Source organism: Burkholderia sp. GbtcB21 (assembly GCF_019091065.1).
GTDB lineage: Bacteria > Pseudomonadota > Gammaproteobacteria > Burkholderiales > Burkholderiaceae > Burkholderia > Burkholderia pyrrocinia_C.
Genome location: NZ_JAGXKA010000010.1, coordinates 245,371 through 259,668, shown reverse-complemented (window position 1 = coordinate 259,668; position 14,298 = coordinate 245,371). Strand labels below are relative to the sequence as shown.

11 protein-coding genes are annotated in these 14,298 nt (G+C 67.1%); 2 read left to right on the top strand and 9 right to left on the bottom strand.

Annotated features, from left to right (window positions below; translation table 11 throughout):
- Window positions 1–69 precede the first annotated feature (69 nt).
- A complete protein-coding gene (choX, locus tag KVT39_RS22860) occupies window positions 70–1,035 on the bottom strand; it encodes a choline ABC transporter substrate-binding protein (protein ID WP_034180736.1) in 966 nt (321 codons plus the stop codon).
- A gap of 45 nt (window positions 1,036–1,080) precedes the next feature.
- Window positions 1,081–2,616: a choline-sulfatase gene (betC, locus tag KVT39_RS22855; protein WP_217590259.1), complete on the bottom strand. Its 1,536-nt coding sequence runs from the start codon at window positions 2,614–2,616 to the stop codon at window positions 1,081–1,083.
- A gap of 241 nt (window positions 2,617–2,857) precedes the next feature.
- Here betC and KVT39_RS22850 point away from each other — a divergent pair, with 241 nt between their 5' ends.
- Together KVT39_RS22850 and purU are read left to right on the top strand one after the other, a co-directional pair.
- Window positions 2,858–3,769: a LysR family transcriptional regulator gene (locus KVT39_RS22850; RefSeq protein ID WP_105391697.1), complete on the top strand. Its 912-nt coding sequence runs from the start codon at window positions 2,858–2,860 to the stop codon at window positions 3,767–3,769.
- 170 nt (window positions 3,770–3,939) lie between these two features.
- On the top strand, window positions 3,940–4,815 hold the full coding sequence (purU, locus tag KVT39_RS22845; RefSeq protein WP_217590258.1) for a formyltetrahydrofolate deformylase: 876 nt from the start codon (window positions 3,940–3,942) through the stop codon (window positions 4,813–4,815).
- Between the two features lie 159 nt (window positions 4,816–4,974).
- Here the strand turns inward: purU and KVT39_RS22840 are convergent, their stop codons facing one another.
- From KVT39_RS22840 to KVT39_RS22810, 7 genes are all read right to left on the bottom strand, one after another.
- Window positions 4,975–6,630: an APC family permease gene (locus KVT39_RS22840; RefSeq protein WP_217590257.1), complete on the bottom strand. Its 1,656-nt coding sequence runs from the start codon at window positions 6,628–6,630 to the stop codon at window positions 4,975–4,977.
- 224 nt (window positions 6,631–6,854) lie between these two features.
- Window positions 6,855–7,718, bottom strand: a complete 864-nt coding sequence (locus KVT39_RS22835) for a glycine betaine ABC transporter substrate-binding protein (RefSeq protein WP_034180741.1) — start codon at window positions 7,716–7,718, stop codon at window positions 6,855–6,857.
- Window positions 7,719–7,863: 145 nt separating this feature from the next.
- A complete protein-coding gene (locus KVT39_RS22830) occupies window positions 7,864–9,012 on the bottom strand; it encodes a hybrid-cluster NAD(P)-dependent oxidoreductase (RefSeq protein WP_034180742.1) in 1,149 nt (382 codons plus the stop codon).
- A 112-nt stretch (window positions 9,013–9,124) separates the two neighbouring features.
- The gene (locus KVT39_RS22825; protein WP_034180743.1) at window positions 9,125–10,366 is read right to left on the bottom strand and encodes an SRPBCC family protein; all 1,242 of its coding nucleotides are present in this window, start codon (window positions 10,364–10,366) and stop codon (window positions 9,125–9,127) included.
- A gap of 52 nt (window positions 10,367–10,418) precedes the next feature.
- Complete coding sequence (locus KVT39_RS22820) at window positions 10,419–11,204, bottom strand: electron transfer flavoprotein subunit beta/FixA family protein (protein WP_217590256.1); 786 nt, start codon at window positions 11,202–11,204, stop codon at window positions 10,419–10,421.
- Window positions 11,201–12,367, bottom strand: a complete 1,167-nt coding sequence (locus KVT39_RS22815; protein ID WP_217590255.1) for an electron transfer flavoprotein subunit alpha/FixB family protein — start codon at window positions 12,365–12,367, stop codon at window positions 11,201–11,203. The genes KVT39_RS22820 and KVT39_RS22815 overlap by 4 nt, the downstream gene beginning before the upstream one ends.
- A 4-nt stretch (window positions 12,368–12,371) precedes the next feature.
- Window positions 12,372–14,297 (bottom strand): (Fe-S)-binding protein, encoded by a 1,926-nt coding sequence (locus tag KVT39_RS22810; protein ID WP_034180746.1) that lies wholly within the window; start codon window positions 14,295–14,297, stop codon window positions 12,372–12,374.
- Window position 14,298: the final 1 nt, after the last annotated feature.

Below are 14,298 nucleotides of genomic sequence, written 5' to 3'. Positions count from 1 at the left end.
CACGATGCGACCGGTCGGGAAAACACGTAGACGGGCGGCACGGCAAAAACCGGCCGCCCGGAGGCGGGGTCAACGGCCGTCGAGGGCTGCGCGCACGGCCGGCAGGCCCGGTGCGCCGGCGGCCGTCGTCACGCCGTCCAGCCAGCCGGCGACCAGCGCCGGGTCGGCCTTCAGCGCGTGCTGCGCCGCGAGCGCGGGCGACGTCTTGTGGTCGAGCATGTCGGCGATCATCCGGTTCTCGACGTCGACGGAGAATGTCATCTGCCGGAACAGCCGCGCGAGGTTCCCGCACTGGCCGGCAAACCCGGCGCGCGTGACCGTGTTGACCGTCGCGCCGCCGTAGTTCGGGCCGAAATACGCGTCGCCGCCCGACAGGTAGGTCAGATGGAACTTCGTGTTCATCAAATGCGGCTCCCACGCAAGAAACACGATCCAGCGCTTGTCGCGCACCGCGCGCTCGACCTGCGTGAGCATGCCCGTCTCGCTCGATTCGACGAGCGACCAGTTCGCCGTACCGAGCGCGTGGTCGGACAGCATCCGCTTGATGTTCTGGTTCGCGGGCGCGCCGGGCTCGATCCCGTAGATCTTGCCGCCGAAGCGGTCGGCATGGCGCGCGAGATCGGCGAACGTGTGCACGCCCGCGGCCGCGACGTAGTCGGGCACCGCAAGCGTGAACTTCGCGCCGCTCAGGTTCGCGTGCAGCACGTCGATCGATTTCTCGTCGACGAACGGCTTCACGAGCGGCGCCTGTGCGGGCATCCAGTTGCCGAGAAACACGTCGACCTGCCCTTTCTTGAGCCCCTGGTACGTGATCGGCACCGACAGGTTCGCCACGTCCTGCCGGTAGCCGAGCGCCTTCAGCACGACGCCCGCCATCGCGTTCGTCGCGTCGATGTCGGTCCAGCCGGGCGCCGCCATCTTCACGTCGCTGCACGTCTGCGGGTCGGCCGCATGCGCGCCCTGCGCCGTCATCACGCAGGCGGCCGCGGCGAGCGCCGCGCCGATCCGGATTGCTGCATTGCATTGCCGTTCCATCGCCAGCTTCCTCCGTCGTTCGTCAATGATCGCGATGCGGGACGCTCAGCGCCCGACCCGCGGAAAGCGCGCCATCGCCTCGAGCGTGTCGAGTTCGATGTGATTGCGCATGTAACGCTGGCTCGCGTCGGTGAACGGCTGCCAGTCCCACGCGTGGATGCGGCCCTGCATCGCCGCCGCGTAATGGAAGCGCCGGCGCCGCTGGCTCGCGCGCACCTGCCGGTCGAGTTCGGGCAGGTTCCAGCGCTGCGCGGCTTCTACACGGAACGCCGCGAGCACGCCGGCGGCTTCCGGCGAGCCGGCCAGGTTCGTCAGCTCGCGCGGATCGTCGGCGAGGTTGTAGAGCTGGTCGGGATCGGCCGGGCAATGCACGTATTTCCAGTCGCCGCGGCGGATCATCACGACCGGCGCGACCGCGCCTTCCGCGAGGTATTCGCCGAGCGCGACATCGTGCGCGGGCGTGCCTTGCAGGTGCGGCACGAGGCTCGCGCCGTCGACCGGGTCCGGCCAGCCGCCGGCGGGCGCGGCGCCGGCCAGGTCGACGAGCGTCGGCAGCAGGTCGACGTGCGACACCGGCCCGCGCACGCGCGCGGCGCCGAAGCGGCCCGGCGCATGGACGATCAGCGGCACGCGGCAGCCGCCTTCGAAGAACGTCATCTTGTACCAGAGCCCGCGCTCGCCGAGCATGTCGCCGTGGTCGGACGTGACGATCACGATCGTGTCGTCGGCGAACCCGCACTGCTCGAGCGCGGCGAGCACGCTGCCGAACTGCGCGTCGACGTAGGAGGTTGCGCCGTAGTACGCGCGGCGCGCGGCGCGGATCTGCGCGTCGGTCGGCGGCGTGCGGTCGTTCTCGCAGACGAAGCGCAGCCGCTGCGAATGCGGGTCGCTGTCCGCCGCATCGAGCCGCACGGCCGGCATGTCGATCTCGTCGTCGCGGTACAGATCCCAGTATTCGCGCGTGATCGCATACGGGTCGTGCGGATGGGTCAGCGACACGACCATGCAGAACGGCCGCGCGTCGTGCCCGGCCGCGCGTTCGCGCGCGACGTCGTACAGCTTCTGCTTCGCGGCGAACGTGACTTCGTCGTCGAAATCGAGCTGGTTCGTGCGCACGCACGGGCCCGCGTCCAGCACCGAGCTCATGTTGTGATACCAGCTCGGCCGCTCGGTCGGGCTGTCCCAGTCGGGCACCCAGCCGAAATCGGCCGGATAGATGTCGGTCGTGAGCCGCTCCTCGAAGCCGTGCAACTGGTCGGGCCCGCAGAAATGCATCTTGCCGGACAGCATCGTCCGGTAGCCGCCCGCGCGCAGGTAGTGCGCGAACGTCAGCGTTTGCGCCGGCAATTCGGCGGCGTTATCGTAGGCGCCGATCCCCGACGGCAGCTTGCCGGTCAGCAGCGAGAAACGCGACGGCGCACACAGCGGGCTCGCGCAATACGCGGCGTCGAACACCACGCCTTGCGCGGCGAGCCGGTCAAGCGTCGGCGTGCGCGCGACGCGGTTGCCGTACGCCGGCAGCGCGAACGGCGTGAGCTGGTCGGCCATCAGGATCAGGATGTTGGGTGTCGGGTTCGTCATCGGCGGTCGTGGGGAAAACGGTGTTCGAATGGAACGGCGCGCCGCTTTGGCAGCGAGACGTCCGGCATGACGGAGGCGACCCGAAGAAAGTGCCGCGCATGCCTGTCGCGACTGGCTAGAATCGCGGAAAGGCCTGGCGCGGCGGCCGTGAAGCGCGTGTACCGTACCGTCCGATGCACTATCGCCCGCCCGAATTCGGGTGGGAAGGCGTCCTGCCCTTATGGGGCCATTAGAAGGACTTATGTCGAAATCCGAACCGTTACCGTCGATGCAGGCGCTGCGCGCGTTCGAATCGGCCGCCCGGCTCGCGAGCTTCACGGCCGCCGCGCGCGAGCTCGGCTCGACGCAGCCGGCCGTGAGCCAGCAGGTGTTCCAGCTCGAGGCCGAACTCGGTGTGCCGCTGTTCGAGCGCAGCCCGCGCGGCGTCACGCTGACGGCCGACGGCCAGTGCCTGTACGAAGCCGTGCGGCTGAGCCTCGACACGCTGCGCGGCGCCACTGCGACGCTGCGCGCGCGCCGCGAGCACGGCGCGCTCACGATCGTCACCGACTTCGGCTTCGCGACCTACTGGCTGATGCCGCGCCTGGCCGGCCTGAAGCGCGTGATGCCGGACGTCGACGTACGCGTCGTCACGTCACAGGATTACGACGCGCAGCGCGACCACGGCGACATCGCGATCCTGTTCGGCGACGGCCACTGGCCGTCGTGCACGGCCGCGCGGCTCTTTCCGGAATCCGTCACGCCCGTATGCTCGCCCGCGTTCCGCGACGCGCACTCGCACGTCGCGCGGGCCGACCAACTGCTCGCGCTGCCGCTGCTGCACGTGCAGCCGACGCGCCCCGAGCGCTGGCTGTCGTGGTCGGGCTGGTTCGACGCGCACGGCCTCGACACGGCGGCCGCCGCGCGCGGCGTGACCTTCAACAGCTATGCGCTCGTGATCCACGCGGCGCTGCTCGGCGAAGGCGTCGCGCTCGGCTGGTCGCCGCTCGTCGACGAGCTCGTCGCGTCCGGCCAGCTCGTGAAGCTCGTCGACGCGCCCGTCGTCACGTCGCGCGGCTACTTCCTGGTGCGGCCGCCGCAGCGGCCCGAGCCGGACGCGACCCACGTGTTCCGGCGCTGGCTGCTCGACGCGTGCGCAAGCGCGAGCGCGTGACGGCCCAAGCCCGCCCCCGCGCGCTGGCGCACCGATACCAGCCACACGGCGCGTTGGTTCTATCCTCCCCAAAATCGTCCTGATTTACTTGAGTCTCCCGCAACCCGCGCGGCGTGGCGCTTTGGTGCGCTGCCGCACGGCCGTGCGCCCCATGCCATCCGAGGATTCTCATGACCGCCGAGCACCGCCCCGATCAATTCGTCCTGACACTGTCGTGCGCGAGCGCGGCCGGCCAGGTCGCCGCCGTCGTCGGCTTTCTCGATCGCCATCGCTGCTATGTCGATGCGCTGAACGTGTTCGACGACGATCTCAGCAACCGCTTCTTCGTGCGCTGCGTCTTTCATCCGACGGATGAAACGCTGCAGATCGACGCGCTGCGCCAGGAATTCGCGCCGATCGCGGCCGGTCTGGGCGGCGACATGCAATGGGCGATTCACGACGTGAACGCGCGGCCGAAGGTGCTGATCATGGTGTCGAAGCTCGAGCACTGCCTCGCGGACCTGCTGTTCCGCTGGCGGATGGGCGAACTGAAGATGGACATCGTCGGCATCGTGTCGAACCACCCCGATTTCGAGCCGATGGCCGCGCAGCACGGGCTGCCGTTCCGGCACTTCCCGATCACGGCCGACACGAAGGCGCAGCAGGAAGCGCAGTGGCTCGACTTCTTCGAATCGAGCGACGCAGAACTCGTGATCCTCGCGCGCTACATGCAGGTGCTGTCGCAGGAGACGAGCGCGAAGCTCGCGAACCGCGCGATCAACATCCATCATTCGTTCCTGCCCGGCTTCAAGGGTGCGAAGCCATATCACCAGGCGCATGCGCGCGGCGTGAAGCTGATCGGCGCGACCGCGCACTTCGTCACCGACGATCTCGACGAAGGCCCGATCATCGAGCAGGTCGTCGAGCGTGTGGATCACGCGCTGCGGCCGGAGCAGCTGCTCGCGGTGGGGCGTGATGTCGAAAGCATCACGCTCGCGCGTGCGGTGAAGGCGTTTATCGAGCGGCGGGTGTTTTTGAACGGGGATCGGACGGTGGTGTTTTCGTAACAGCGCGGCGCATTCGTTCGAGCGCGAAGAAAACGAAAAATGGCCCGACCGGCGTACCGGTCGGGCCATTTTGCAATCGCATTGCGTCTGACGCTTCACGCGACGGCCCCGTGTGCGGTTTCCGGGACCATCGCGCGCGGCGATACGCGCATTACTTCGTCACTTCACCCACGCAAAGTAATACGACAGCCAGATCGTCAGCCCCGCCCCGATCAGCGCCGCATAAGGCATCAGATTCAACCACATGCTGCGCTTCGGCACCTCGAGCTCCATGTCGCGCTGCATCTGCTCGGGGAACCGGCCGCGGTCCTGCCAGTAGTGCCGATAGAGAAACACCGGCACGATCAGCAGCATCGCGATCAGGCCATTACGCAGCGTGCCTTCGCCCTGCAGGTTCGCACCCGCGCCGACATACACGAGGTTCGCATAACCGCAGATCGCGCCGCCGACCAGCAGCCACGTCGGGCAACGGAACGGACGATCCCAGTTGCCGCGATCCATCCGGTGGATCCAGCCCGACTGAAGATTCAGGAATACGAACAGCATGTAGCAGACGTTCGAGATCGACAGCACCGTCATGTAGTCCGACATCATCAGCAACACGAGGTTGAAGCCGAGATCGGTCCACATCGCGCGCGTGGGCGAGCCGTGCTCGTTCACGTGCGACAGGTACTTCGGCAGCCAGCCGTCGACCGATGCCTGGTACAGCGTGCGCGACGAGCCCATCATCGACGTCATCACGATCAGCAGGATCGACAGCATCAGCATCACGACCACCGCGTTCGCAACCCACGCGCCGCCGCCGACGATCTTCGCCATCGCGGCCGCGACGCCGGTGCCGTCGCCGATCGCGGGATCGAGCATCGCCTGCGTACCGAGCGCGCCCTGGAACGCCAGCGGCACGAGCGTCATCACGACGAGACACAGCGCACCCGACCAGAAGATCGCCTTCGCGGTATCGCGGCGTGGATCGCGGAATTCGCGCGTGTAGCAGACGGCGGTCTCGAAACCGTACGACGCCCACCCGGCCATGAACATCGCGCCGAGCGCCATCGTCACGCCCTGCCCGTTCCACGAGCCGAAGGTCGCGGCCGTGAGGTTGCCGTGCGCGTCGTGGCCGAGCGGCAGCAGCGGGAGCAGGTTCGACATCGGCACGTCGCCCGTGACGAACGGCACGATGCCGACGATCAACAGCGGCGTGAGCGACGCGATACCGAGGATGCGCTGCGTGCGCGCAGCCTTCGATGCACCGCTGTGCTGAAGCTTGAACGTGATGAGAAGCAGGATCGTCGCAATGATGAACGTCGCGTTGATCCGCAGGGAAAGACCGGGCTTGATGAACCCGAGATCCGCAACCTTGAGCTGCCAGTGCAGCACCGCCGCGTCGGCGGGGAAGAGGCTCGTGAGCGCGTAGCTCGCCGCGAGGCCGCAGCCGAGCGCAAGCATCGGCGACCACGCAAGCCAGTTGCACCACACGGAAACCGGAGCAATCAGCTTGCTGTAACGCACCCAGCCGATCGCGCCATACACCGACGCGCCGCCCGATTTATGAGGAAATAGCCCCGATATTTCCGCATAAGTCGCGCTTTGGATCAGCCCCATCGTGATCGCGGCGATCCAGATCGCCCACGCGGGCTGGCCGATCGTCGCGCATACGCCGCCGATCGTGAACAGCACGCCTGCCGGCACGCCGCTCGTTACCCAGAATGCGTCTTTCCAAGTCAGGCCACGATGCAGCGTGTGGCCCGTCGAATCATGTGAGATGGTTGCCTCAACGTCACTGGTGCTGTTCGCACGCAGTCCTGCTTGACTCATCCAATTCCTCCTCTCGATCAGTGTTAGCGCTTCAGCGCTTACTCTGGTCCGATGCAAAGCAGATGACTCCGCACAAGGGCCGTAGTGTAACAACTTAAGCACTTTTTTGCAGAATCAGTAAAAGAAAACCGGGATATGGCCACATGAAACCGCGATTATTTCGGATTCCTGCATGCCATTCCCGGCGTATTTTTATGGTGCTTCGTATGACGAATATTTAGTGCTTACTGCGCGCCTTCCGTCCACGCATTCACGCGGTCGGCATGCGCCGCGATCCACGCGTCGGCGGCCGCTTCAGGCTTCGAGCCGTTCTGGATCGCCAGCATCACGCTGTCGATTTCACCCGGCTTCCACTGGAATTTCTTCAGGAACGCGACGACCGGCTTGGCCTTCGTTTCGAGGCCCGGATTCGCGACGCTGTCGACGTGCTCGGCGCCGCCGAACACCTTCTTCGGATCCTCGAGGAAGCGCAGCTTCCACTTCGCGAACATCCAGTGCGGCGCCCAGCCGGTCACGATGACCGGCTTGTTCGCGCTGACCGAACGCGACAGCTCGGCCGTCATCGCGCTGCCCGAGCTCGGCATCAGCGTGTAGCTCAGCCCGTAGCTCTTGATCGCTTCGTCGGTCTTGCGCATCACGCCGGCACCCGCGTCGATGCCGACGATCCGGCCGCCGAAACTGCCCTTCTCCGCGTTCAGGTCGTCGATGCTCTTCGCCTTCACATAGTCCGGCACGATCAGGCCGATCTTCGCATCAGCGAAATTCGCACCGAGGTCGACGACCTTGGTCTTGTACTCATCCCAGTACGAGCCGTGCGTGACCGGCAGCCACGCGGACAGCGTCGCGTCGAGATCGCCGCGCGCGACGCCCTGCCACATGATGCCGGCCGCGACCGGCACGAGCTTGACCTGGTAGCCGAGCTTCTTCTCGATGACGCGGGCCGCGACGTTCGACGTGGCAACGCTGTCGTCCCAGCCTTCGACGTAGCCGATCTTCAGCGTCGGCTTCGTATCGGCAAGCGCCGACGCGCTCAGTGCCACCATCGCCGACAGTGCGCCAGTCCACAACAGTTTTCCGAACAACTTCATGGTCGATCTCCTTGATATGCGCCTGCGCGCGTTGCCTCTCTAGGTTCTTCAACCACAAATCCGCGGTATCGTTGTTTTCCGACGGATGCTTGTCCGGACGCGACGCGCCCGGACAGCCGATGGCGCGCTTTGACTACCGTTTTGACTACTTGTCGATCACGAGATCGGTCAGCGGCTTGCTGCAGCACAGCAGCACCATCCCCTGGTCGATCTCGCGCTGGCGGATGCCGCCGTTGTGTTTCATCTCGACCTGCCCCGACACGAGCTTCACCTTGCAGGTGCCGCACATGCCCTGCGTGCACGAGGCCGGCAGCCGCACGCCCGACTGGCGCGCCGCATCGAGCACGTGCTGCTCCGAGCCGCACGCGATCTCGCGGTTGCTCTTCGCGAAGCTGACCGTGTACTGCTTCGTCCCGGCGTCGCCGCCGTCGGCCGGCGGCGCGAGATCGGCGAGCAGCTCGTCGCTCGCGGTCTGCGCGAGCGTTTCGAACGAGAAGCTCTCCTCGTGATACTGCTTGCGATCGAAACCGGCTTCGTCGAGCAGGTCGCGCACGGCCTTCATGTACGGCGCGGGGCCGCACGTGAAGATTTCGCGTTCCATGAAATCCGGCGCGATCAGCTTCAGCAGCGGCAGCGTCAGGAAACCCGTGACTCCCGGCCAGTTGGTGCGCGCACCCACGCGCTCGACGACGAACGACGTGCGGAAATTCGTATGATTCGACGCGATCAGGTCGAGCTCGCGCGCGAAGATGATGTCGTCCGGCGTACGCGCGCTGTGCACGAACAGAATGTCGCGATCCTCGGCGAGATCATGGTGCGCGCGGCTCATCGACATCAGCGGCGTGACGCCCGAGCCGGCCGACAGGAACAGGTACTTGCGCGCCGGATGCCGCGCGCACGTGAATTCGCCGGCCGGGCCGAGCACGCGCACCGATGCGCCCGGCTGCAGGTTGTCGTGCAGCCAGTTCGACACCTTGCCGCCCGGCACGCGCTTGACCGTGATCGACACCGTGTGCGGCCGCGCGGGCGACGACGAGATCGTGTAGCAGCGGTTGATCGTTTCGCCGTCGATGTCGAGCTCGAGCGTGAGGAATTGCCCGGGCTCGAACGAGAACGCGCGGCCCTGCGGCGAACGGAAGAAGAAACTCTTCACGTCGTGCGTTTCCTGCCGCACCTGGCAGCACACCAGCGTTTCCTCGACGTCGCTCGTCCAGCGCTCGGGAAGAGCGTTCCAGAACGCCGGGCGCGTTACCCGGCTGTCCGTCGGCTCGAAATTGGCCGCATCTCGCATCATGTCAGCCTCCGCCGGGCCGCCCCAAGGAGGCTGACCGCCCCCTTGGGGGGCAGGGAACGCAGTGAGCGTGGGGGTCGTTTCATCAGTTGCTCCGCTTGTTCGCTGCTGGATACTATTCGCCGGTTTTTTCGGCGAGCCGCCCGATGTACCAGGCCGAGAATTTTTCGACGAGACCTTCGGTGTACGGCGAATACGGGCCCGGCTCGTATGCGCTGCTGTTCGCGCCGCGCTGCGAGAATTCGACGAGCGCGCGATCCTGGTCGTTGGTCGCGTTCCACACGGCCGTGAGGTTCTTCACGTCGTAATCGATGCCTTCCTTCGCGTCCTTGTGCACGAGCCACTTCGTGCGCACGAGCGTCTTGCCGGCCGACAGCGGGATCACCGAGAACGTCACGATGTGATCGCTCATGAAGTGGTGCCACGAGTTCGGCTGCGTCCAGAACGACAGCCCGCCGAGATCGGCCTTTTCGAAACCGCCGAGCAGCTTCTTCGACGCGACCTTCGCATCGAGCGTCTGCGATTCGCCGCTGCGGTCGAGCGGCAGGCGCTGCGTGCGGAAGCCCGTCACGTCGAGCAGCTTCTCGATCTCGGCGGACGGCAGGCCCATCTCGGCCCACTCCTTCCCGCGCCGGACGCACGTCTCCGCGAACGCGTCCATGCCCTCGGCGTTGGCGTCGGAACGCTGGTAGCCGAAGCCGTATTCGTACAACGAAATCGTCAGCTCCGGATGGTTCGCGACGCAGTGATAGCACTCGCGGTTGTTCTCCATCGTGAGCTTCCAGTTGCCTTCCTCGATGATGTCGATCTGCGCGGCGATCTTCGTGCTCGGCAGGTCGTGCGGCAGCAGGTACGGCTCCATCTCGGCGCGCATCTTCGCGAAGTCGACCGGCGGCTCTTCGGCGAGGCAGATGAAGATCAGGCCCGCGAGGTTCTCGACGTGCACCGACTTCAGGCTGTGCTTGCAGCGGTCGAACTGCTCGCCCATGTGCTCGGCGAACATCAGCTGGCCCGTCAGGTTGTAGGTCCAGCTGTGGTACGGACACACGATGTTGCCGACCGAGCCCTTGTCCTCGTTGCACAGGCGCGCGCCGCGGTGACGGCATACGTTGTGGAACGCGCGGATCGCCATGTCGTCGTCGCGCACGATCAGGATCGAATCGCTCCCCAGCTCCACGGTAAGGTAGTCGCCCGGCTCCGGAATGTCCGGCTCGACCGCCACCTGGATCCAGTGCTGGCGGAAAATCGCCTCCATGTCGAGCGCGAAGATTTCCTCGCTCGTGTAGAACGGTGCGTCGAGGCTGTGCCCTACCTTGCGCCGCTCGATCAGTGCACGAATGTCTGCCGATACTTTCATCGTTTGCTCCGGATTCCTTGCATCCCTGGGTTCTTGCCGACAGGCATCAAAATCAATAGTCGATGAGTTGATGCTCGCGCAAATACGCGAGGATCACTTGTGCTTTTTCGACCGAACTCCCTTCATTTACGACGTTGCCGCCACGGCTTTCGGTCGTCGTCGCGGACAGCATCCGGGCATGCCCGGAGCGCTTCTCGGCGGCGACCAGTTTTACGGGTTTACGCTCGACCGGACCGACCGTCCACGCGGCCGCGTCTGCGTCCGCGCCGGGCGCCGCGAGCGCCGGCCGGATCGCGCCGGCACGCAGCCGCGCATACGCGTAGCGCGGCTCGGCATTGGCGAGCGGATGGACGGCGACGACGGCCGGCAGCGCGGCGTCGACGCGGCGCCGCAGCCCCTTCGGCAAAAATTGCCGCACGGCTGCACGACCGCCTTCGACCGTCACGTCGACGGCCGAGCCGACCAGCGGATAACCGAGCGCGGCGGCGACGCGATACGGCAGCATCCCGGTGTCGTACGCGCCTTCGGCGCGCGTGCCGGTCAGCACGAGGTCGTAGCCTTCGACGCGCGCGGCGAGTGCATGCACGGCATCGTCGCCGTCGCGGCAGGCCAGCACTTCGACCTCGCGCGCGCCGAGCGCGAGATATTCGGCAAGCGCCGCGTTCGCGGGGTCGCCTGCATGGATCACGTCGAGCTGTGCGCGATGCCGTTCCGCGAGCTGGCGGCCGGTTTCGAGCGCGGCCGCGTCGTTGCGGCTGTAGCGCGCGACGCCGCTGACCGGGTGCCGGCCGACGGACACGAGCACCGCGATGCGTTGCAACTGGCGAGGGGCGTTCATGCTGCGACTCCTTCCGGTTCACGGTTGCCGACCGCGGCCGGCGATTGTCCGCGCGCGACCCGCGCGGCCTGCACCTGTTCGATCAGCGCGGCGATCGTCGCCTGCGCATCGCCGACCACCGTCAGGTTCGCACGCTTCGCGATCGGCGCGCTGCCGTCGAGGTTCACCGCGATCACGTGGCGGCAGTCCTTGATCCCCTGCAGATGCTGCACCGCACCCGAGATGCCGAACGCGATATACACGCTCGCCTCGACCGTCTTGCCGGTCGCGCCGACCTGCTTGTCGCGCGTGAAGTGACCGTTGTCGACCGCGACGCGGCTCGCGCCGATCGCCGCGCCGAACGCACCGGCCAGCTGCTCGAACGCGCCGATGTCGGACACGCCGTTGCCGGCCGACACGATGAAATCGGCTTCCTCGAGCGCGACCCGCGCCGCATCGATTTCCTCGAGGCCGAGATCGCGATACGGCTGCGCCGCATCATGGGCCGGGCGGATGAAATCGGCGGCCAGGCGTTCGCCCGCGCCGACGAACGGCAGCTTCGCGTCGACCGCGTTCTGCGCGAGCAGGATCACGTCGGGCAGCCCGCGCGTCGCGAATGCGCGGCCGGCCTGCGCATACGCGCCGACATGCCTCGCGTCGATCTCGACCACGTGGGTCGCGACGCTCGCGCCGGCGGCGGCCGCGTAACGCCGGCCGAGATCGCCGTCGCCCGTCGCGTTGTCGGGCACGAACACGTGTTTCGGCGAGAGCGCTGCCACGCACGCCTGCAACGCTTGCAATTCGCTTTCAGGATCGAATGCGCGGCGATCGAAGCCCGCAAGTTCAACCAGCTTGTCGACGCCGAGTTCGGCCACGTCGTCCTTCAGTTCGCCGAATGCGAGCAGCGCGACTTCGGTCTGGGCATCGGCGAGCACCGCGGCGGCGGCGATCGCCTGTCGTGCGTGATCGTCGAGCGCGCCGCGTTCGCCGTGCGCGACCACCAGCATCGTGTGCTTCGGTTCCTGCACCGCGCGGCGCGGCTTCGCGGCAGCCGCGTGGCCGTGCGCGGACCAGTGTGCGGCGCTCGCGTCGGCGCTGCCTTCCTCGCCGAGCGTGATGCGCTTCAGGCCCGCGGCCGTGATGATGAACGGCCGGCGCGGATCGATTCGTTTGATCGTATTCATCGATTCACTCCAGCGAGGCGGCAACGAGTTCGGCCACGTCGAGCACGTCGGGGCGCGGGCCCACGACGCCTTCGAGCATCGCCGTGCAGTTCGGGCACGCAACCGCGACCACGTCCGCGCCGATCGTGCGTGCATCGGCGATGCGGATGTCCGGAATGCGCTGCTTGCCGGGGATGTCGGTCAGCGGCGCACCGCCGCCACCGCCGCAGCAGCGGCCGCGCATGCCGTTGCGCTCCATCTCGACGACCTGGATGCCGATCGTCTTCAGCAGCTTGCGCGGCGCTTCCGTCTCGCCGTTGTAGCGGCCGAGGTAACACGGGTCGTGATAGGTCGTGCGCTTGTCCTGCAGCGCCTCGACGGCCTTCGGCGCGATCTTGCCGCTGTCGGCCAGTTCGGCGAGATAGGTCGTGTGATGCTTGACCGTCACGCGCAGCCCGAGCGCACGGTATTCGTTGCGCAGGCTGTGCATCACGTGCGGGTCGGCCGTCACGATCTGCTTGTACGACAGTGTGCCGAGCGTGCCGATCAGGCGCTTCGCCATCTGCTGGAACGTCGCCTCGTCGCCGAGCCGGCGCGCGACGTCGCCCGTGTCGGTCTCGGTCGAGCCGAGCACCGCGTAGTCGACACCGGCCTTGTTCAGCACCTTGACGAACGCGCGCAGCGTGCGCTGGTAGCGCATGTCGAACGCGCCTTCGCCCGCGACGAACAGCACGTCGACCGGCTTGCCCGGCTGCGCGACGGGTGCGCTCAGGTCGACCGACCAGTCGTAGCGCGCGGCCGTGTCGTAGCCACCCATCGTGCCGGTCTCGCGCAGGTTCGCAAGCACTTCCTGGCCCTTGCCCGGCACCGAGCCGTGCACGAGCGTGCGGTTGCGGCGCATGTCGACGATCGCGTCGACGTGTTCGATCAGCATCGGGCATTCCTGCACGCACGCACGGCAGGTCGTGCACGACCACAGCGTCTGTTCCTCGATCAGGCCCGACACGATCGGGCCGTTCGGCTCGCCGCGATGCTGGCCGACCGCGAGGCCCGGAGTCGGGCTGCCCGCGTACGCCGCATCGGTGCCGCCGGCCATGCCGACCACCAGATCCTGGATCAGCTTCTTCGGGTTCAGCGGCTGGCCCGACGCGAACGCGGGGCACGCGGCTTCGCACTTGCCGCACTGCACGCAGGCGTCGAAGCTCAGCAGCTGGTTCCAGCGGAATTCGACCGGCTTCGCGACGCCGTACTCCTGATGCTCGATGTCCGGCAGCTTCAGTGCGGTCGGCGGCGTGGCCGTGCCGTTACCCGTGAACGACTCGCGCGTTGCCGCGAAGCGCTCCTGGCGCGGGTGGAAGGCGAGGTGCAGCAGGCCGGCGATCGCGTGCTTCATCGGGCCGCCCTTCGCGGCGCCGACCGTCATCGTGAATGCGCCGATGCCGATCAGCAGCGCGCAGAGCACCGCGAACGCGCCCGACATCGCGCCGGTCGGCACCAGCATGAACAGCACGAGGCCGAGCGCGAACGAACCGAGCAGCCAGGGCAGCGTATTCCACGGGCCGCGCGACAGGCGGGCGGGCACGTCCTTGGCCGCGCGCCGGCGCCACACGAACACCGCGCCGACCAGCATCGCGAGCGCCGCGAGGAAGATCAGCTTGTCGAGCCACGGCGAGTAGATCGCGAGGCCGTAGTTGACGAACACCAGCGCAAGCGCGCCGATCGCGCCGCCGGCGGTCGCGACGTGGGTCTTCGCGATGTACGGATCGCGGGCGACCACATGGTGCAGGTCGACGAAATAACGCTTCGGAATCGCAAACAGGTTCGCGACGCCGAACGAGCCGGGCGCCGTGGCCCGGCCGAGACGCCAGTAGGACGAACGCTTCGCGACCGCGAACGCGAGCCCCGCCACCGACAGCCACAACAGTGCGGTAATGAGGAGGGACGGATTCATC

Bases quoted from the DNA above. Each gene is read 5' to 3' on its own strand.
- KVT39_RS22815 (WP_217590255.1), bottom strand. From the start codon at position 12,367: ATGAATACGATCAAACGAATCGATCCGCGCCGGCCGTTCATCATCACG.
- purU (WP_217590258.1), top strand. From the start codon at position 3,940: ATGACCGCCGAGCACCGCCCCGATCAATTCGTCCTGACACTGTCGTGC.
- KVT39_RS22820 (WP_217590256.1), bottom strand. From the start codon at position 11,204: ATGAACGCCCCTCGCCAGTTGCAACGCATCGCGGTGCTCGTGTCCGTC.
- choX (WP_034180736.1), bottom strand. From the start codon at position 1,035: ATGGAACGGCAATGCAATGCAGCAATCCGGATCGGCGCGGCGCTCGCC.
- KVT39_RS22850 (WP_105391697.1), top strand. From the start codon at position 2,858: ATGTCGAAATCCGAACCGTTACCGTCGATGCAGGCGCTGCGCGCGTTC.
- KVT39_RS22810 (WP_034180746.1), bottom strand. From the start codon at position 14,297: ATGAATCCGTCCCTCCTCATTACCGCACTGTTGTGGCTGTCGGTGGCG.
- KVT39_RS22825 (WP_034180743.1), bottom strand. From the start codon at position 10,366: ATGAAAGTATCGGCAGACATTCGTGCACTGATCGAGCGGCGCAAGGTA.
- KVT39_RS22835 (WP_034180741.1), bottom strand. From the start codon at position 7,718: ATGAAGTTGTTCGGAAAACTGTTGTGGACTGGCGCACTGTCGGCGATG.
- KVT39_RS22830 (WP_034180742.1), bottom strand. From the start codon at position 9,012: ATGATGCGAGATGCGGCCAATTTCGAGCCGACGGACAGCCGGGTAACG.
- KVT39_RS22840 (WP_217590257.1), bottom strand. From the start codon at position 6,630: ATGAGTCAAGCAGGACTGCGTGCGAACAGCACCAGTGACGTTGAGGCA.
- betC (WP_217590259.1), bottom strand. From the start codon at position 2,616: ATGACGAACCCGACACCCAACATCCTGATCCTGATGGCCGACCAGCTC.